A 19591-nucleotide genomic window follows, 5' to 3' on the forward strand; every position below is an offset into this window, starting at 1 on the left:
TCTATGAAAATTCTCATTACATTTGTAGGAACAAATGATGTGGGAAAGCTCGCAGGATTAGAAGATGACGGGGCAATTCTAACTACTTTGTCAGAAAGAGATTTTGATTATATTTATTTACTATACACAAGAGGGAACGCAAGAATTAACGACAATATGTTCAATTACTTGGAAATATCTGAATACTTAAAAACAATTATTTTAGAAAATAATTATTGCAAAGAAAGTGATGTAATTATCCAAGAATTTATTTGTAACAAGATTGCAGTACATACAGAAGTTTACGCTTCATTAGTTAAATTTCTAAATGAAAATTTTAGTGAAATAGATATTGAAAATAATGAATTATTTGCTTTAATATCTTCAGGGACTCCACAAATGCAGGCATCATGGATTCTAATAGCTGAGGCGGATGTTTTTCCGGTAAAATTAATCAGAGCCATTGAAAAACGTTACTCAGTCGAGAGCAGAAGAACAGAAGATGTTGCTTTACTTACAAACATACGTGATAAATTAAACAAACTAAAAGTTTATGAAAGAAGACTTGGTAGTAAGAATGAGCAAAATTACAGTGTAGTTAATGACGTTAATAATTTAAACAAAAAGCAAATACAAATTGCAAAATCAAACAATCATATTTTAATCTACGGAGAAACCGGAGTAGGCAAAGAAGTATTAGCCAGAACATTACATGATACAAGTGAACGAAAAGTTTTTTTTCCAATCAATTGTGCTGGTATTCCAGAACAATTATTGGAAAGTGAACTCTTTGGTCATAAAAAAGGAGCTTTTACGGGAGCAAATTATGATAAGAAAGGAATAGTCAAAGAGTATGAAAACGGATCTCTTTTCTTAGATGAAATCAACTCAATGCCAATTAGTTTGCAAGCAAAATTACTAAGATTTATTGAAAGTGGTGAATTTAGGTCTGTGGGCAGTTCAATTATCGAGAAGTCAAATATCAGAATTATTGCAGCTGCAAATGAAAAAATTCAAAAGTTAGTTGAAGAAGAAAAGTTCAGATTAGATTTATACTATCGCTTGCGTACATTTGAACTACATATACCACCGTTAAGAAAAAGAAAAGAACAGATTCCAGAACTAATTGAAAAACTAAAACTTTCAAATTCTCTTGAAAATTTAGAGTTTGAACCTGATGCATTAGAAGCTCTTAAAAATTATCGTTATCCCGGCAATGTGAGAGAATTGATTATTATACTAAACAGACTAAATCTTAATGCTTCTTCAGATAATATTAAATTATCAAACATTAAACAAGTATTGTCTGAACTTACACATAAAGTTCAACATGATGAGCCGGAAATACCTACTGAATTGCACGGTAAAGCATATAAATTGCTAAGAACAATGCTTACGAAAATTGTTTTGTCAGAAACCAATGGGAACACAGCGGAAGCAGGCAGAATACTTGGAGTTACACATAATTCTATAAAAAAATGGAATGACGAGGATTTTGGATAATGATAACATAGTGTTTACTTATGATTTGAGAGTTGAAGTGAGTTAACTTTACTTTCTTTCGTTGATATTTGGTACATTTATTAAAGATGTATATATTGATATATTTTGAAAAATTTATCCTTGATAGTTTATTCATTAGTTCTTATTAAATTATTCCTATTCCATAAAACATTCCATAAAAAACACATTTATATCTTAACAATATACTCTATGATATTCAGAGTGGTATAAATGGTAAATTCTTGCTCAGAATAATCGCATTAATCAATATATGGTTTCATGCTTGAATAAGCTGTTTTTATTGTCTTGGAAAATAATTGAAAAAAAGTTGAAAAAAAATCACTCTGAATTGTAAAGTAAACAAGAAGATAATTTTTTATAATATTTTTTGGAGATTTTAAAATGGATTTCATCAGCTTACTGACGCCCACAAACATAATATTTGTATTAGTAATGTTTGTAATTACTGTTATTGCCTTAATCAAATATAATAACGAGCCGGCAAAACTGAAAACAATAGCACCGTTCTTGATTGGTATAGGTGTATTAGGAACTTTTTGGGGAATATTCATTGCACTTATGGATTTTGATGCAGCACATATTCAAGAGAGCATTGCTGGTTTACTTGAAGGGTTAAAGACAGCATTTATTACTTCATTGGTTGGAATGATATTGAGCTTAATTGCAAATGCTATTTCACAATTTAGCAGTTCCGGAAATAATCAACGAGGTTCAAATCCGCTTGAGACACTCATAAATCTTCAACGTGAATCAATTGCAAAACAGGATGAATTAGCACGCTCAAATAATTCACATCTCAAAATGATTGAAAAAGCATTAATTGGAGATGGTGAATCAACTTTACTCACACAAATTCAGAAATTACGTACAAATATGCAGGATGGATTTGACCGGACAGAGATTAAATTGGATAAAATGGTAAATTCATTTGAAACTTTTGCTACAAAGATGGCGGAGAATAACTATAACGCTCTTATTATGGCTCTGCGTGAAGTTATAGCTGATTTTAATGCTAAAATTAATGAGCAGTTTGGTGAAAATTTCAAGCATCTTAATGAAGGTGTAGGTAAGATGTTAGACTGGCAGGATAATTATCGAATGTCAATAGAAATACAAACAAAAGCACTTGAAGATACTATTTCCGGTATTGAATGTGTTGCTAATTCATTTGAAATTGTCGTTGAAAGAAGTGAAAAATTTTCAGAAGTTGCTGAAACACTTGAAACATTGCTGACTGAACTGAATACACAGCGAGACGAACTTGCCGATAAGATGAATGAATTTTCAGACATCGGCAAAAGTGCAAGAAATGCCTTTGTTGAAATTGATTCAAAAGTAAATGAAATGGTTGATACAATTTCAAAATCAATCAAAAGCCAGAATGACAGAACTAACAAAATAATCAAATTGAATGAGGAATCTCTCATAAGCCAAAGTGATAAATTTGCTGAAATGCAGAAATCAATGAGTCAGACTATAAGCGTGATGCAAGCGAAAAATATTGAATTAAGTAGCGAAATAACAGGGAAAACAGCAGAAGCAGTTACTGATTTCAAATCAAAAATGAACGAACTCCAGACAAATTACAATGAATCATTAAGGAAAGTAATTTCGGATAATTCAGGTATTACAAGTGATTTCCTTAAAAAGAACAGCGATGAATTAGCAGTCAGATTTGGAAAATTTCAAGAACTTCTTGATAAAGAGCTTGAAAAATCTTTAACTGCTCTTGGAAATCAATTAGCATCATTATCAGGACATTTTGTTAAGGATTACTCTCCACTAACTAATCAATTAAGAAATGTATTAACTATTGCTGAGGGATTGCAAAATGGCACATATAGAAATTAATCTCGCACAGGAAGAAAGTCATTGGATGTCAATTTCTGATATTATGACCGGACTAATGGTAATATTCCTCTTTATATCAATAAGTTATATGCTTATTACTCAGATAGAACAAAAGAAAATCGAGGAATTAACAGTGCTTTCAACCCAGAAGCAAAATGAACTTTATGAAGCACTAAATATGGAATTCAAAAATGATTTAGCAAAATGGAATGCGGTGATTGACCAGCAAACACTATCAGTCAAGTTTCAGACACCTGATATACTGTTTAAAGCCGGTTCGGATATTTTGGCGGTGGAATTTAAAAATATTTTACAGGATTTTTATCCGAGATATATCAAAACTTTAAGTCAGCCAAAGTTCAGAGATGATATAGAAGAAATCAGGATTGAAGGGCATACATCAAGCGAGTGGGCAGTCAAAGTAAGTGAGAATGACGCTTATCACAACAATATGCGGCTTAGTCAGAATCGTACTTTGAGTGTACTCCAATTTGTAAATAATCTTGACGAAGTATCACAGCAAAAAAAGTGGCTACAAAGTAAGACAATAGCAATTGGAAAGTCCTCAAGTCAGATTGTAATGGACAAGAACGGATTTGAAGATAAAGAAAAATCACGCAGAGTTGAATTTATGGTAAAAACCAATGCTGAAATAAAGATTATTAAAATGATTCAGGAGATAATATTATGAAATTACCGGATTATAATTCAGATACTAAACTTAATAGTCTAAGAGCTATGATGGGAGCAGAACTTGTAAGTATATTTACTAATCGAAGTGATTTTCACGCAGATATTAATGAGATTAGGCGAAGACTTTCGGGTGATGGTATTGAAATAAAGTTCAATGAAATTGAAATTATTGATGATTATACTTTCGAGTATAAAGGTCAGAAAGTACTCGTTTATATCCGAGACCAAAAAGTAGCTTATAGTGGATATAAATATCACGTAACCAACTGTTCTACAATTCAGGGCTATTTGGGAAGAAATGCAATTGACCGTTATGTCGTTACAAACAGAACTGATGGCAAATTCAAAGTAAACTTAATAGGTCTTGATGGATTCATTCAAAAGCAAAACGCAGATGTTGAAATGAAAGTTTGTAAAAATTGTCTTGAACAGCTTCGTTATAAAGGTTACAGCGGGCATGGTAACAGAAGAAGTAAAGAAATTTACAACGGTTTCTCACTGAAAGAATTTTTTGAAAGTTATAAATCAACGCAACATATACACTTACCTACTCATGATGATATAACAGCTCCTGTTCAAATTTATACAAAGGATTTCAATGGAATATCACAAGAATTACGAGAACGCAAAAACTGGATTTGTGAGCAGTGTAACGGAAATTTTGGTCAGAATAAACAAAATTTACATGTTCATCATAAGAACGGAGTAGTGTCAGATAATTCCTTATCAAATCTTGAAGTCCTTTGCAAAACCTGCCACCAATCAAGGCATAGCCATTTGATTGGAGAATGAAAAATATCAAAATGTTGAATAAAATTGCAGGTTGATTCAGGTGAACTTACACTTTGGTGGATGTAATTAAAAAAGAATTGAGCCGCAAATTGATTCAATTACGTTGGAACTACAAGCTGTAATGAATAATTCGTATTTTTATTAATAGGATTCGTACAATAATAAATTCAGCACTTTGATTATTTGAAGTGCTGCTTTTCTTGCATGAAAATGAATTGTTCAAATATCATTTCACAGGATTAATCTATAGTGAATCCGGATAATAAACATAAAGGTAAGCCGAATACTGCAAATTATTTTTACTTAACATCTATTGATTGACCCGGTACTTGCATTTCAATTTGTCATTGTTGTTCCGGGTAACAATTTTAATTGAAAATCTGTCAAAAATCTTTTTAATATTATTTATTCACCCACAACGTCTTAATGATATATTTTCCAACATCATTCAGATAATTTTAAAAATTGTTGGAAATATATTGGAAACTGTTTTTAGCGATTTGCAAGTACCTAATTAATAATGACTTAGTATTATGCTAATCACTACTGAGCGAAGTCGAAGTGTTTTCTTTAGTCTTCGATTACGCTCAGACTGACAAAATATATCATAACAATAGCCGAGTGTCACACTGAGCGAAGTCGAAGTGTTTTCTTTAGTCTTCGATTACGCTCAGACTGACAAAACATATCATAACAATAGCCGAGTGTCACACTTAGCGAAATCGAAACATATATATTTATTTTTCTTACAGATTTTGAATTCGCTATGATATTTTCATAAATTTAGGTTAATAGATTAATGCTTTTTATTTGTATAAGCTTAGTATCGTATCGAACTGCTGAGAAACATATTCCCAGTTTATAACATTCATAAAAGCCGAAACATAGTCGCCACGCCGGTTCTGATATTTCAAATAATAAGCATGCTCCCAAACATCAATTGGTAGAATTGGAATCTGTATCCATTGAGTAAGGTTGCCCTGCTTTTCTGTCTGCATAATAATTAATTTGTCTGAAACAGGCTCGTACGACATTATTCCCCAGCCTGAACCTTCTACTGCATTTGATGCTGCTTTAAATAAGCTAACGAATTTATCAAAAGAACCAAATGATTTATTTATGTAATTTTCCAAATTTTTAGAGCGATTGCCCTGTTTAGGTCCCATAACATTCCAGAAAATTGTGTGAAGGAAGTGCCCTCCACCGTGGAATGCAAGCTCACGTTCCCAATGCTTGATCAGAGAAAAATCTCCTGATTCAGTTGCATCCTTGATTTTTTGAGTTGCGTTATTCAAACCATTCACATATCCCAAATGATGCTTGTCATGATGAAGTCTCATTGTTTGCTCATCAATATGGGGATCCAAAGCGTTGTAATCGTATGGGAGTGGTGGAAGAATATATTTTCCGGTTGAATCAACTGCCTGATTAAGTCCGTTGATTTTTAATTTTGTCATAGAATTTGCAACACTTGGCATTGCAACCGCTGCACCTACTGCAGCTGTACCGATTAAAAAATCTCTTTTAGTCATAACTATTTAATATTTATTTTACAATTGAATATTTTATTAAGACGTAATAAAAGAATACTTGTTTGATTATTACAAAAAACATATTATTTCGTTATCATACAATTGTATATATTTGTATTTATTTATTTGACAAATTGAATGAAATTATTTTTTGCAGCAATATTATCAATTTTTATTTATAATTTGAATTTGATAAGTGATGATAATGTCACTCCGTCAGATTCGGTTAAAACACAGCGGATACCTGACTCATTGTTGAGTTTACCACTTTATAATCATGGAAAATTCTTGTCAGGGAAATACAATAAATTCAGGAATATCAATAAACGTGATATACAATTAATTAATTATACCGGACTTAATGATATCATATCGCATTTTACTCCTTTTTATAGTCAAGATATGGGTTCATACTCGACTTATAACAGTTTTTTTGCTCTTGGTGCTCCATCACGCTCAATTTCTTGGGGGTTCAACGGAAGAAACATTAATGATATTGAAATTGGTTCATTAAATCCAGAACAATTTCCTACAGAATTTTTTGAAAATATTGAAATATTTACTGGAGCAGATGCAGTTGTATTTGGTGATAATGCTGCTTCAGTTTTTGTAAATATACAAGAAATCAGGTATAATTCTGCTCTTCCATTTACAAGGATTTGGTTTGGAAATTCCGGATTCGGGTATTTAGGAGCGGATGGTATTTTTTCACAAAATGTGATGCCGAATGTTAATTTCACTTTCGGATTTAGAAGTTACAATTCAAATGGTGCTTTCACAAATACATGGGGCGACAACTGGAATGCCAGAGTTATACTCAGATGGAATCCCGATAATCTGACAAGCATTTCTTTTACAGAGAATTTCTCAAATCTTGGCTCTGGAACAAGCGGTGGAAACAATCCGGAAATTTCAAACAGTGTTTTCGATGAAATTGGGGCAATTCCTGTATTTTCAGGGCTTAATGAGCGTCTGTTCAGGCATGATTTATCTATAACTGCAACAAGAAATTTTGATACCAATACAACTAATACCGCTGTTTTGAATTTTTACATCAGTTCAATCCGACGTGATAGAAGTTCTGGTTCGGATTTGAATTTTGGATTAAGCGATACTACAAGCCAGGTTTATAAAACAACAAGCAATTTCTTTGGAACTGAAGGGAGATACGAAATTGCCCCTGTTGATGCAATTTCTTTGAGATTTGGCGGCTCTGCTGAGGTTGATTTGATTGAAAGAACGTACTATCATGATGAATTTAATGGTGTTTCAACTGCAGGATTTGCTCACTCAACAATCATATTCAGTGATGATTTTGATATTAATGGAGGAGTCAGATTTTTTTCTAAATTTGGTAATGTTGGCTTGGCTTATGGTGTGAAGCAAAATTTGAATATTGCAAAAAATTTGAAACTGACTGCTGATTTGTCATATTCTGACAGACTTCCTTACCCTGTTGAAGGATTGAGCCTGAAAAGCGAGCAACATCTTGCTTTAGCAGGAGAGATGATTTACCGACTGAATGAACACGCTCAACTAATCACAGGAGCTTATTTAAGGAGTATATTTTCACCAATAATGGCGGAATTTAACCCTTTAACGGATGATTTTAATTATATTAATCATTTCAACGGAAGCAGCATCACACGTACCGGTTTATATCTTGATTTTAGCGGGGATATTTTAAAAAATCTTTCAATGAGATTACATGGACTTTTGCAGTATAGTATAGATGATGCAGGTAATCAAATATATGATTTACCAATAATAACAACAAGTGGAAGGCTGTTTTATACCTATAAACCCGGCAAAAGTATGTTGAGGGTAGGTGTGGAGACCGGGCTTCTTACCGATTTTAGAGGTGACTATTTTTATCCCGTTACAAGGAGTTTCTATCCCGGAAATCATGACAGTGGGATTATGTTGACTGGTATTACAGCATTTCTGGAAGTTAAATTGGGTGATGCATTTGTAAAAGTACAATATGAAAATATTTTGAGTCAGAATTATTATTATGTTGCAGTGAATCCAATGTTTACAGGCAATTTGCGATTGACAGCGAACTGGACTTTTAATGAAGATTAATTAGTGAAATTATAATCAAAAATTTATTAATCAGGCTGTTATTACAGAATAAAAGCGTATTTTTGTAATTGTTAAATTTTCAATTTTAAGAAAAGAAAAAATGTTTGAACCATTAAAAGACAAGATAAAAGATTTAGAATCAAGAACCGAGACATTGCGGAGGTTTCTTTGACATTGAAGGCAAAACAGCATCAATAAAAGAACTTAAAACACGAAGTGAGGCTGAAAATTTCTGGAATGACCAAAATGAAGCAAAAAAAAATTTGCGAGAAATTGCCGGAATGAAAGATTGGGTGGAAGTTTGGCAGGAAGCATATACTGCTGTAGAAGACGCCCGGACTATGTGGCAGATTGCAAATGAAACAGAAGATGATTCACTTGAACAGGAAATTTTAGCAGAAATTGACAAAGCAAGCACTAAAATTGATGATCTTGAAGTACGTAATATGCTTGGTGGCAAGGACGATGACCGTACTGCACTACTAAGTATAAATGCCGGTGCAGGAGGTACTGAGGCTCAGGATTGGTCAGAAATGCTTATGCGGATGTATATCCGCTGGGGAGAAAGAAAGGAATACAAAGTAACACTTCTTGAGCAGGTTGATGGCGATGGTGCAGGAATAAAGTCTTGTACACTTGAGTTTCAAGGCAAATTTGCTTTCGGCTACCTGAAAGCTGAAAACGGCGTCCACCGACTTGTGAGAATTTCCCCTTTTGACAGTAATGCCCGCAGGCACACCTCATTTGCTTCGGTTTTTGTATATCCGGAAGTAGATGATGATGTTGAGATTGAAGTTAATCCTGCAGACCTTGAGTGGGATACTTTCAGAGCTGGTGGCAAAGGTGGGCAGAATGTAAATAAAGTGGAAACCGCTGTAAGACTTCGACATTTACCATCAGGAATAATTGTTGCGTGTCAGCAGGAGAGGTCACAGTTCCAAAATCGTGAACGGGCAATTAAGATGCTTAAATCACGCCTCTATCAGCAAAGACGAGAAGCTGAGGAAGCTGCTAAAGCAGCAATAGAAGGAACTAAGAAAAGAATAGAGTGGGGAAGTCAAATCCGTTCTTATGTATTTCAACCATACACTATGGTAAATGACCACCGTTCAGAGCTTAAGAATACTGATATTCATTCTGTGATGGATGGTGATATAGATGAATTCATCAAAGCATATTTGTTATTGGAAAGTAATTAATTTTATAATATTTACGGAGCATAATCAGTATGAATCGTGTTTTATTTGCAATTGGAATGTTCATTCTCGCAACATTATTCTTATCAAGTTGCGCCACAACAGAAACAACTACTTTTGTTGACCCTGCCTTTCGGGGGAAACAATATTCTAAGATTTGCGTTTTAGCAGACATTTCAGATTTGAAATATAAGCAAAAGCTTGAAAAAGAGATGGCAACTCATCTAACTAAAGAAGGTGTTACGGTTTATACAGGTTCTCAGCTCTTTCCTCCTACACGTGAATGGAGCGAAGACCAAATGCAGGAAACCTTGGTAAATCAGAATATTGAAGGCTATCTTCTAATCGTATGGAAAGACAAGAATGTCCAGGAAACTTTCAAGCCCGGAAGTTCTGTTTCAGAAACTAAGGGGGAAGTTAAGAAGAAAGATGGTAAAGATGTATATACAGAGCGTACTGTTACTACCCAAACAGGCGGTTCTGTTGATCGTGAATTTCGTTCGTATTTTGAAGCCAAACTATTCGATGTCAGGTCAAAAGCCAATGCATGGATTGCAACTTCTTATTCAAGTTCAGGCGAATGGTTCGGTTCTGATTTCGACTTAATTATGGAATCATATGCTAAAGATATTGCAAAAAATTTGAAAAAAGACGGATTAATTAGATAATTATATTTTGTATAAATTATAATGGCTTAAATATTTTGACTGATAAAGAAATTGTAAAATGGTGCAGTAAACAATCGCCTGAGATTGATTTTATTGATATTTCGGATTCGTTAATTAAAGAAATAAATGAATCTCAGGCAAATTATATACTAAATTATTTTTCCCATAATACACTTTTCAAACTACCGCAAAGTGAGATTGACTTTTTTGAATGGCTAAAAGTGTTTGATGAAAAAGTATGGCTTGATTTATGGAAAGATGATGAACTCAACCCACCATATTATGTTTCTCTTTTGTTCCTGCCGGTTTTAATCAAAGGTGGATATCGTGGATTTCCAATTTGTGATTTGCTTGAAAATGACAATTATTATTTTGCACCCGTACATCTTGTTGATAAAGAGTCTCAAATTTTTGCCGAGTCTTCAAAGACAAGATTTATGAATCGGGAAAGCCTTACTGTCCCACAGCTTTTAGCAATTGAAATTTCTATGGACCCAATTGATATCTGGCATTTTGCTTACAAACACAAAATTGAAATTACTGAGGCAAAAAAAGCAGTTAAGTCTCTTGTCGATGACGAACTTCTCGTACACCTTAAAGAAGCTGGATATCTGGCTACTTTTTTAGATTTTTAGGATTTATTTTGAAAATATTGAAATTTGGTGGTACATCTGTACAATCTGCCGATTCAATAAGAAAATCGGTAGATTGTATTCTAAGATATGGAGGAGATAATCCTGTTGTCGTTTTGTCTGCTCTTGCGGGAACCACTAACTCATTGATTGAAGCTATTAATTTAAGTTTAAATGAAATATCTGAATCTGTTGAAATTATTAATCAATTAGAGTTCAAACATTTGAATGTCTTAAAAGACCTTTGCCCACAATCATTTAATAATACTTCTATTGAAATTAAAAATATTTTTGATGATATTAAAAGAAAATTAAGTGCAATAGAATTTTTAGGTGAAATTACTCCATTCAATTTTGCTTCGGTGTCATCTTATGGTGAGATTCTTTCCACAAAAATATTTTTATCTTATCTGAATGAAATTGGAATAGATTCAAGTTTGCTGAATATTCAGAACTATTTGATAACCGATAGTAATTTTAAAGAAGCAAAAATTGATTTTAATATAAGCCTCTGTAAATTTAAGGATAATACTGCACATTTTTTAAAAAATGGCATCAAACTTACTCAAGGTTTTATTGCTTCGGATTTGAAAAACAGAACAACTATTTTAGGTCGTGGAGGTTCGGATTACACTTCCGCCGTAATAGGAAATTTGCTAAAAAAATCAGGATTAGATATTGATGAAATTCAAATCTGGACAGATGTAAGTGGAATTTTATCAGCTGACCCAAGAATGATTCCAGCAGCAAAGACAATTAAATCTATATCAGCAAAAGAAGTTAGAATCATGTCATATTTGGGTGCTAAGGTTTTGCATCCGGATACTATCAAACCGGCTCTTGAAGCTGATATAAGAGTATCTGTCAGAAATACATTCATTCCTGATGGTGACTATACAGTTATACAAAATAATTTCACAGACCAATTTCCCAAACTCAATACTATTATAAACCTGAGGGAAGTCAATGAATTGAATTTTGATATACCTGGAAGCTCCAACTCATGGGAAATAGCAAATCACATTAATAATATTGCATTTTCAGCTGGATGTAAGCCAATTTCAATTAATATATCAGAGGAAAGTATAACATCTTATTATTTCAATAGCATAGATGTTTTCTTTGATACAAAATATGCTGATTTCATAAGTTTTCAGAAGGTATTCCTTTTGGCAATTACAGGCACATTAGTCAACAAAAAACTATTTGAGGTGATTAATGCACTTCCTGAAAATGCATCTATTATTAGTATTAATAACAATGCCATTTTTATCAAATCTACTTTTGAGTTTTCCATTGAAAATATTGATTTATTACATAACAGATTGATTCAAAATTTTGATTAGTTTCACCACTTGAATTTGATATAAAGCCAGTCAAATACACCTGTAATTATTACTATAATAAAAATCAGTGCAGAGAGTGGAATGATAAGTATATAATAATCTCCGACAAATGCCTGAAAAAGCCTGCCGTTATGCAGCTCAAAAAGATAGTTCCATAGTGACATACCATAATTCTCTTTAAGAAAATCAGGCATAATATATTTACTTGTTTTCATATTTGGATATTGCACATTAACAAGCCCGCCGAAGTGAGTGGTTACATATTCATATCCGTTAGGTTCTTTGAAATATCCTGTAATTAGGTTAGCTCCGGGTCTTACTGATGAAACCATCGGAGCTCCATCATCCAGAACATTCTCAGCCCTAAGTCCTGAATTTTCAATTCTGAATAAGCCGGCAAATGAGCCAATCAGCAAATCTCCTCGAGAATCATTTTCAAGTACAGTAGCACCCATTGCAAATATAGGAACCGGTGGCAGTTGCTTAGTAAATTTGCCATAAATTCCAATATCTGAAACCCAGTAACCATCTTTAGCATCAATAACCATTTGATTTGTGGCTTCATCATAATTAATGTTCCTGATTCTGTGTTTCCATGGGTTTACCGGTGTAGGTGCAGGAACATATTTAAGCAAAATTTCGCCTCCTATTAGGTCAGCTATCATTGGAGGACGCATATATAATCCGGTTACTGCAAAAATCAGAAGTAATGCAAAACTCCAGATACCAAGTTTGAGGTGATATTTGAAGAACCAACCTGAGTGATTTTTTGATTTTTTGAGATTCATTCTCAACTTCATTCTTCTGTATTTTGGCGATAGCCAGATATACAAGCCACTTATACTTAAAAATAAAACTATCAAACCGCCAATATCAAAAATTATTTGTCCCGGCAAGCCCCATAATTCTCCCGAGTGAAGTTGAAAAAAGAATTCAATCAGTGTCATAGAAGGATTGTTATCTATGCGCTCAATTGGCAATTTTACAAATGACATTATTCCTGTAGATATCTTTGCTATAAAAATCTCAGAATCTGTTGCTACAATTATGGAATCGTGATATTTACCAATTTTGATTATTTTACTGTCATTACTTGGTAAATTTAGCTTTTCCCATGCATATTGATTGTTTTTTAGTCTGTATAAACCATCAAAATTACCTGCAAAAAGAATTTCCTTGCCACTTTCTTCGAATAGTGCAATACTTTTTGTTTTCTTGCTCCAGGCTGAAGTTGGATATCCGTTAATATTCATATTAAAAAATGAATAGCCACCGTCTGTAGTCTTCATGACTCCTTCGTGACCTGCAAAGTAAGCTTTTCCGAATTCGTATTTAGAGTGCTCAGCCTGTATGATTGCCGCTCTGTTCCAATTTATAAGGTCATATTCCGATGGGAGCAGCCATTTTGGTACCGTCACATTCGTGATAAGTTCAGGGTGATTAAGAATAATTCCTGATATTGACATCCATATAAGCAAGACACTTATGATAATACTTGACCATTTGTGCAGCCACTTTGAAACTTTATAAACTTTTTTCATAATTACTTTTCCTAATCAGACTTTTAAATCTTATTCAAAAATAAGAAATTAAATTATAAAATAAAAATATTATTTCCTAAAATTAACATTTATAGTAATTTTTAATGATAATACATCATAAAGAGAGGTATCTTGTTTAAGGAATTTGAAATTAGTATCGAAAACATCATCTTCGTTACCGCTGACAATTAAAAATCTACTATAATATTTTGTTGTAAAACTCGTTATTTAAAATTGTTTTGAAAATTTGTTCGCTTGTCGTGCCCCGACTGGACTGGCACCCGAGAAGGAGAATAACATGAAGAACTTAGTTTATTTATTTTTATTTTGTTTTCTATTTAATTTAAAACTCTTTTCAATCGAACATGATTCTTGCCAATTGAATTTTATAAATGGTTATTACAAAGATATGGAAGCAGTTATTCCGATTGAAATCATCAATAAATTAAAAAATACTGACATTGAAAATTTAATTGAAAATCAGTTCTTTAGTCTTGATATTAGTTTTACCGAAAGTTGTAAAATGAATGATTTGGTTCGAAAATATCTTGGGAAAACATTGATAAAGGATACTTGTATAAAGTATTTTGATAGCTTTCTATGTGAAGAATTTGACGGAAGTACTCTTATGTGGCGAGGAAGTCTTAATAATATAATTGAAAAAGGTTTTTATTATTATATACAAGGACAAGTATATAACTATCAAAATGACTTAGATTCAATAAAAAAATTAAAAATTGAATATGATAGCACTCATAGCTATGTATCAACAGCTGACACAGTTAATGGAAGATTTATACCAAAAGATATTAATGAATGTTTAGAAGATTTGGATTCTATTTTTTCAGATGATTTTAAAATTCAATTTATGAAATTAGCAGAAGATGAATTATTACTTAAACATCATTTCAGTTTGGGAATGGAATTGAGAAAACGATATGCTCTTTGGGGTAAATCAAGACTCCAAAGAAGTATTGAAAATCAATTTGGATTTGGTAACCCTGATAGACAATCTAATTTTATTATTTTATTATTTCATAGAAAAATTAAAGGTTTGGATTTAGAACTTGAAAAAACTGTTGATTTCTTTAAAAATGAAGAAGACAATGAAAAGATTATAAACAATAATAAGAATAATTAGTTACTATACATAGAGCAGGAAGATTAATTGAATACTCTAAAAATTATTAAACAATTATTTAAAAATATATACGTAAAATATTTAAAAAATGGAGATAATAAAATGACTTATGAATTAACGGACAATGAAATATTAGTAAAGATTCCTTTAAGTAATAATAATCGCAAAATAAAGGAAGTTCTTGACTATTTGTTCTATGAATCAATAAGTTCCGGTAAAGAAGTATCGCAAGATGCAGCCGATGAAATATTAGCCGAAATTAAGAAAGGTAGATTTGATAGGCTTCAAAACGGAAATTAGACGATGAATATAGTCCTTGATACTAATATTCTCTTTAGTGCTATTCTGAACACAAATAGCAAATTTGCTCAAATCCTGTTAACTGATAACAATAACCATAGAATTCTTGCACCAGATTATATAAACGAGGAAATTCTTAGTCATCAGTATAAAATTCTTACTCTGAAAGGATATACTGAAACTGAATTTAATAAAATTTTTCAATTGTTGACCGCAAACATCGAACTTATACACCACAAAGATATCCCAATTGAATATCTGAATAGAGCGATTGAAATTTGCACCGATATTGACATAGATGATACTTATTTTGTAGCAACAGCATTATTTTGCGATGCTAAACTTTGGACAGGTGATAAAAAATTGATATCAGGACTTTTGAATAAAGGCATCAACATTCATATTACAACAAGTGAATTATACAAGATATTTTTTAATGACAATGAATAAAAGAGTATTATATAAGAGTCGCTTCACCACGCCTGACCTGCTGTGGTCTGCCTTCCCTGCTCAAACGCCGTATCACTATGCCTACAACTCGCCACTCACCTACCGAGACCCGACGGGCTTAACTCCCGAGAAAGAGAAGGAACGAGAGGAGTTGCAAGCAGTACTCCCTCCATTTATAGATATTGGTAGTCGGATTACAGAAGAATTGAATAATCCGAAATACAATGCTGGAGAGGTCTCACCTTATGCAAAAGAGCCTGAAGGTGGCAGTAGAACAGGAGGCTCAAACTCTTCAGCCAATAATGGACAAGGTGGACAGGGGTCTGAGGGTAGCAGTATATTTAATATCATTATTGATTTTGTTGTTGATCTTGTTACATTAAATATTTTTACTGAAGAAGAACTTAATGCACCTGTTTATAAAAGCGAAGGATTTGTCACCTATGCTGATAGAGAGCAGGTTCTACCAGAGGCTAATTGGTGAGATTTTGTTGTAGAAGGATTTACTTGGGATAGCAGAACTGTCAATATTGGAGGAACAGATTATTTAGTTCATAGAAACGGTTACGCTTATGGAATGCCTGCACCAAGTATTGGTATAGTTGAACATGGGTCCGTTGGAAAAGCTGGGAAATTAGGAAAAATATCAAAGAATGTAATCCAAAGTTATCGAAAGAATTGGTTATTAACAATGGAAAATGCGTCCTCAGTCAAAAATCATAAATCCTGGGGAAATTTTTTCAAAGGAAATGATGGGTTATGGTGGTCAAGTGATAAATTTGGACATGGTGGAAGCAAATTTAAGGTATTCAAAGAATCAAATCAAGGGCTCGAATGGTACAAGGATGCAGATGAATTTGGTGATTTTATTATCAATAAGCATAAAGGACCAAAAGGTTTATCTATCCCTTGGACAGAATTTAAAACAATCAAATAGAATATTATGAAAGCATTAAGAAAAATTGGTATCCATAATGAGAATATTTTCAATTGGCTAAATTACGATTTTTTACCAGATAGTCAAGGTTTTAAGTTTGAAATGCATAATTTAAACATATTAGATGATGTTAAATTAGATTATGATGCTTTTCAATCAATTTTTGAAGAGGTAATTGATGAAATAATCATTAAGCCACCATTTAGAGATGAAGAATGGGGAGGATTTTGCTTAGATACATGGGACTTTGTAAATGACAGGGTTGATTATTCCTTGACTAATAAATGTGAATTAACATCTAAATATCTTAATATGCTTATTAATAGCGATATTGAACCTCAATATAATGGCTATTGTGAGTGTTTAAATTGGAAATATTTCTTGAATTTAATTTTTGACTGTATTCTTTCTAATTCTGCACCATATAGTTTATTATTCTTTGTACCTAAATATGATTTTGTATTTTACTTTCATCATACATCAAGTATTGGTTTTTTATATAAAGAATTAAATGAGTGTGTGCTTGAAATAATCGAAAGAGCAAAAAAAGTTAATTTTGAATTGAAATATGTAAATGATGAACGTGTAATCATGTTGCAATAATCAAACATTATTTAACAAAAAAAGGTAAACTTTATGGATAATAATGGCTCTGTCCGGCTTGTTGTACGTCAGAATGGCACGGCTTTTGATGCTTTACACTTTGATTATAAACCATTTGGTGATACTTTGTGGACATCAGCAGGCACTATGAACCGTGACAACTTCGACGGGAGCACGTATGATTCTGAATCCGACTTGGATAATTACTTTAATATGGAGACTGACTTATAAATATTTGGCTAAAAGATGTGAAATCAGTTGGTTACTAAATAAGTATTTTATCAATTTATTTGTATTTAGAATTGAATTCTTTTTTAGAAGTATATTAATTTGAATACTCTCCACAACATAAATTTCATATAACCACAAAAAAAATGCCACACCCAATAGGTATGGCACTTAAATAAAACTTAATATAAACTAAATTTAAGCTTTAACAGGTATTTCAGCCAAAATAGCTTTCAATAAATTCCAGCAGTTTTCAGTTGTTGGAATATTAATTTTTTCATCAGGTGAATGAACATCTTTCAGAGTCGGACCGAATGAAAGCATATCCATACCTGGATATTTTTCGCCTACAAGACCGCATTCCAACCCTGCGTGAATTGCTTCAATGTGTACTTCTTTACCGAATAATCTCTTGTAAACTTCTTTTGCTTCCTGCAGAATCGGAGAATTTACATTCGGTTCCCAAGCAGGATATCCATCGCCGAACTTAACTTCAGCACCACCGAGTTTGAATGCAGTTGCAACCATTGCAACCATATCCTGTTTTTCAGATTCAACTGAAGAACGCTGACTTGTTAGTACTTCCACAGTATTTTCTTTGGTTTCTACTATTGCAAAGTTAGTTGATGTCTGAACCAAACCCGCAATATCCGGACTCATTCTGTAAACTCCGTGTGGCATAACATAGAATGAATTTATCAAATTAGTTTGAAATTCTTTTGTCATTACTCTTGTAGGAGTATCACAAGCAGTAGCAAAAATCGAAAGATTTGGCTCTTTTGAACCGTATTCTTTTTTGTATTGAGCTTCAAATTCTTTTACATAAACATTGAATGCATCAACATCAGAATTTGCAACTGTAATAGTAGCAAAACCTTCTCGAGGAATAGCATTGTGCTTGTTACCTGAATTGAAATCAGACAAATGTATATCAAAATTGTTATTCAGATTCCAGAGAAGTCTGTTTATAAATTTTGCAGCATTACCTCTGCCATCATGAATTTCGATGCCTGAGTGACCGCCTTTAAGACCTTTCACGGTAAGCTTGAATGCAGTAGAATTTGCCGGAACAGCAGCAGCCTGATAAGCAAAAATACCACGAGTATTCATTCCGCCTGCACAGCCGATTGTAAATGAGCCGTCTTCTTCTGAGTCAAGATTGATAAGAATTTCAGCTTTCAAAAGGTCTTTGCCTAACTGAATTGCTCCTGTCAAACCAGTTTCTTCATCAAGTGTGCAAAGAAGTTCGATATCAGGGTGGGGGACATCATTTGATGCAAGTACTGCCATACCCATAGCAACACCAACACCATTATCAGCACCTAATGTAGTGCCCCGTGCTTTTACCCAGTCGCCGTCAATATAGCACTGGATTGGGTCATTATCAAAATCAAATTCTACATCTGAATTCTTCTCGCAAACCATATCAATATGTCCTTGAATACATACAGGTTTACGGTTTTCCATACCAGGTGTGGCAGGTTTACGAACAACGAAATTTCCGATTGCATCATGTTGTATTTCAAATCCCATATCTTTAGCCCAGCCTTTGATATAGGCTGCGATTTTTTCCTCATGCTTTGAAGGTCTTGGATACTGACATATTTCTTCGAAATAATGCCATACGATTTCGGGTTTTATACCCGCAAGTGCTTTAGCCATATTTTTTAATCCTTATTAAACTCTTTAAAATTAATAAAACCGTTTCTATGTAAGTAAGAAAGGAAAAGTGTTACTCTTTGTTGTGCCGGCTGAATTTTGTCTCCCAAACTCGAATCAAGAAGGTTTATGATTTCACCAACTTTTCGTTTTCCGTCTATTTCGAGCCAAGCTGCTGAGCCGAGCTCGTCGAGATTTGCGCGAATATAGGGATTTTTCAGCTTTGGTTGTAAAATCTTTCCTAAAATCTTATCAGTAAATCTCGGTACAAGCACATCAATCAGACCATCTTCCTTCAGGCTGTGATTGTATTTCCTGTAGGGAGTTAAATCCAAATAATTCATTTCTGTGTTTTTACTTTTACTGAAAAGTTTCATAGGAAAAAATATTTTAAAATTGTTGCATTTATTATTGCAATTTACAAAAATTTATTG

20 protein-coding genes are annotated in these 19591 nt (G+C 33.0%); 16 read left to right on the forward strand and 4 right to left on the reverse strand.

All coding sequences use genetic code 11. The features are described 5' to 3' along the window. The first annotated feature begins 3 nt into the window (after positions 1-3). From KF896_02345 to KF896_02360, 4 genes are all read left to right on the forward strand, one after another. A complete protein-coding gene (locus tag KF896_02345; protein ID MBX3042533.1) occupies positions 4-1482 on the forward strand; it encodes a sigma 54-interacting transcriptional regulator in 1479 nt (492 codons plus the stop codon). 402 nt (positions 1483-1884) lie between these two features. Further along, positions 1885-3354, forward strand: a complete 1470-nt coding sequence (locus KF896_02350; protein ID MBX3042534.1) for a MotA/TolQ/ExbB proton channel family protein — start codon at positions 1885-1887, stop codon at positions 3352-3354. Positions 3355-3409: 55 nt separating this feature from the next. Next, a complete protein-coding gene (locus KF896_02355) occupies positions 3410-4045 on the forward strand; it encodes an OmpA family protein (protein MBX3042535.1) in 636 nt (211 codons plus the stop codon). Next, complete coding sequence (locus tag KF896_02360; protein ID MBX3042536.1) at positions 4042-4839, forward strand: HNH endonuclease; 798 nt, start codon at positions 4042-4044, stop codon at positions 4837-4839. The genes KF896_02355 and KF896_02360 overlap by 4 nt, the downstream gene beginning before the upstream one ends. Before the next feature lie 806 nt (positions 4840-5645). On the opposite strand, the gene KF896_02365 is transcribed toward KF896_02360, so the two are convergent. Beyond that, positions 5646-6296: a superoxide dismutase gene (locus tag KF896_02365; protein ID MBX3042537.1), complete on the reverse strand. Its 651-nt coding sequence runs from the start codon at positions 6294-6296 to the stop codon at positions 5646-5648. 213 nt (positions 6297-6509) lie between these two features. On the opposite strand from KF896_02365, the gene KF896_02370 reads away from it, so the two are divergent. The 5 genes from KF896_02370 (at position 6510) to KF896_02390 (ending at position 12298) form a co-directional block, all read left to right on the forward strand. Then, positions 6510-8456, forward strand: a complete 1947-nt coding sequence (locus KF896_02370; protein MBX3042538.1) for a hypothetical protein — start codon at positions 6510-6512, stop codon at positions 8454-8456. 100 nt (positions 8457-8556) lie between these two features. After that, a protein-coding gene (gene prfB, locus KF896_02375; protein ID MBX3042539.1) for a peptide chain release factor 2 occupies positions 8557-9655 on the forward strand; the annotation gives its coding sequence in 2 pieces (ribosomal slippage) (positions 8557-8625 and positions 8627-9655; 1098 coding nt in all). 29 nt (positions 9656-9684) lie between these two features. Next, complete coding sequence (locus tag KF896_02380; protein MBX3042540.1) at positions 9685-10320, forward strand: hypothetical protein; 636 nt, start codon at positions 9685-9687, stop codon at positions 10318-10320. 35 nt (positions 10321-10355) lie between these two features. Continuing rightward, a complete protein-coding gene (locus tag KF896_02385) occupies positions 10356-10955 on the forward strand; it encodes a hypothetical protein (protein MBX3042541.1) in 600 nt (199 codons plus the stop codon). An 8-nt stretch (positions 10956-10963) separates the two neighbouring features. Continuing rightward, positions 10964-12298, forward strand: coding sequence for an aspartate kinase (locus KF896_02390; GenBank protein ID MBX3042542.1), 1335 nt, complete (start codon positions 10964-10966; stop codon positions 12296-12298). Between the two features lie 2 nt (positions 12299-12300). Here KF896_02390 and KF896_02395 read toward each other — a convergent pair whose 3' ends face one another. Then, positions 12301-13839 (reverse strand): PepSY domain-containing protein, encoded by a 1539-nt coding sequence (locus tag KF896_02395; protein ID MBX3042543.1) that lies wholly within the window; start codon positions 13837-13839, stop codon positions 12301-12303. A 298-nt stretch (positions 13840-14137) separates the two neighbouring features. On the opposite strand from KF896_02395, the gene KF896_02400 reads away from it, so the two are divergent. The 7 genes from KF896_02400 (at position 14138) to KF896_02430 (ending at position 17501) form a co-directional block, all read left to right on the forward strand. Continuing rightward, positions 14138-14980: a hypothetical protein gene (locus KF896_02400; GenBank protein MBX3042544.1), complete on the forward strand. Its 843-nt coding sequence runs from the start codon at positions 14138-14140 to the stop codon at positions 14978-14980. Positions 14981-15082: 102 nt separating this feature from the next. Beyond that, positions 15083-15280, forward strand: coding sequence for a hypothetical protein (locus tag KF896_02405; GenBank protein MBX3042545.1), 198 nt, complete (start codon positions 15083-15085; stop codon positions 15278-15280). 3 nt (positions 15281-15283) lie between these two features. Continuing rightward, positions 15284-15730 carry a PIN domain nuclease gene (locus KF896_02410; protein ID MBX3042546.1) on the forward strand — a complete coding sequence of 149 codons (447 nt, stop codon included), beginning with the start codon at positions 15284-15286 and terminating at the stop codon, positions 15728-15730. A gap of 151 nt (positions 15731-15881) precedes the next feature. Beyond that, complete coding sequence (locus tag KF896_02415; GenBank protein ID MBX3042547.1) at positions 15882-16214, forward strand: hypothetical protein; 333 nt, start codon at positions 15882-15884, stop codon at positions 16212-16214. Positions 16215-16307: 93 nt separating this feature from the next. Then, positions 16308-16667, forward strand: a complete 360-nt coding sequence (locus KF896_02420) for a hypothetical protein (protein MBX3042548.1) — start codon at positions 16308-16310, stop codon at positions 16665-16667. A 6-nt stretch (positions 16668-16673) separates the two neighbouring features. Continuing rightward, on the forward strand, positions 16674-17270 hold the full coding sequence (locus KF896_02425; protein MBX3042549.1) for a hypothetical protein: 597 nt from the start codon (positions 16674-16676) through the stop codon (positions 17268-17270). A gap of 33 nt (positions 17271-17303) precedes the next feature. Beyond that, complete coding sequence (locus KF896_02430) at positions 17304-17501, forward strand: hypothetical protein (GenBank protein ID MBX3042550.1); 198 nt, start codon at positions 17304-17306, stop codon at positions 17499-17501. 195 nt (positions 17502-17696) lie between these two features. On the opposite strand, the gene KF896_02435 is transcribed toward KF896_02430, so the two are convergent. Both KF896_02435 and KF896_02440 read right to left on the reverse strand, forming a co-directional pair. Beyond that, positions 17697-19160: an aminoacyl-histidine dipeptidase gene (locus tag KF896_02435; GenBank protein MBX3042551.1), complete on the reverse strand. Its 1464-nt coding sequence runs from the start codon at positions 19158-19160 to the stop codon at positions 17697-17699. Between the two features lie 5 nt (positions 19161-19165). Then, positions 19166-19534, reverse strand: a complete 369-nt coding sequence (locus KF896_02440) for a PqqD family protein (GenBank protein MBX3042552.1) — start codon at positions 19532-19534, stop codon at positions 19166-19168. Positions 19535-19591 lie beyond the last annotated feature (57 nt).

It is taken from the genome of Ignavibacteriota bacterium (genome assembly GCA_019637995.1).
Lineage (GTDB): Bacteria > Bacteroidota > Ignavibacteria > Kapaibacteriales > UBA2268 > JANJTB01.

Bases quoted from the DNA above. Each gene is read 5' to 3' on its own strand.
- KF896_02345 (MBX3042533.1), top strand. From the start codon at position 4: ATGAAAATTCTCATTACATTTGTAGGAACAAATGATGTGGGAAAGCTC.
- KF896_02350 (MBX3042534.1), top strand. From the start codon at position 1,885: ATGGATTTCATCAGCTTACTGACGCCCACAAACATAATATTTGTATTA.
- KF896_02355 (MBX3042535.1), top strand. From the start codon at position 3,410: ATGGTAATATTCCTCTTTATATCAATAAGTTATATGCTTATTACTCAG.
- KF896_02360 (MBX3042536.1), top strand. From the start codon at position 4,042: ATGAAATTACCGGATTATAATTCAGATACTAAACTTAATAGTCTAAGA.
- KF896_02365 (MBX3042537.1), bottom strand. From the start codon at position 6,296: ATGACAAAATTAAAAATCAACGGACTTAATCAGGCAGTTGATTCAACC.
- KF896_02370 (MBX3042538.1), top strand. From the start codon at position 6,510: ATGAAATTATTTTTTGCAGCAATATTATCAATTTTTATTTATAATTTG.
- KF896_02380 (MBX3042540.1), top strand. From the start codon at position 9,685: ATGAATCGTGTTTTATTTGCAATTGGAATGTTCATTCTCGCAACATTA.
- KF896_02395 (MBX3042543.1), bottom strand. From the start codon at position 13,839: ATGAAAAAAGTTTATAAAGTTTCAAAGTGGCTGCACAAATGGTCAAGT.
- KF896_02400 (MBX3042544.1), top strand. From the start codon at position 14,138: ATGAAGAACTTAGTTTATTTATTTTTATTTTGTTTTCTATTTAATTTA.
- KF896_02405 (MBX3042545.1), top strand. From the start codon at position 15,083: ATGACTTATGAATTAACGGACAATGAAATATTAGTAAAGATTCCTTTA.
- KF896_02410 (MBX3042546.1), top strand. From the start codon at position 15,284: ATGAATATAGTCCTTGATACTAATATTCTCTTTAGTGCTATTCTGAAC.
- KF896_02420 (MBX3042548.1), top strand. From the start codon at position 16,308: ATGCCTGCACCAAGTATTGGTATAGTTGAACATGGGTCCGTTGGAAAA.
- KF896_02425 (MBX3042549.1), top strand. From the start codon at position 16,674: ATGAAAGCATTAAGAAAAATTGGTATCCATAATGAGAATATTTTCAAT.
- KF896_02430 (MBX3042550.1), top strand. From the start codon at position 17,304: ATGGATAATAATGGCTCTGTCCGGCTTGTTGTACGTCAGAATGGCACG.
- KF896_02435 (MBX3042551.1), bottom strand. From the start codon at position 19,160: ATGGCTAAAGCACTTGCGGGTATAAAACCCGAAATCGTATGGCATTAT.
- KF896_02440 (MBX3042552.1), bottom strand. From the start codon at position 19,534: ATGAAACTTTTCAGTAAAAGTAAAAACACAGAAATGAATTATTTGGAT.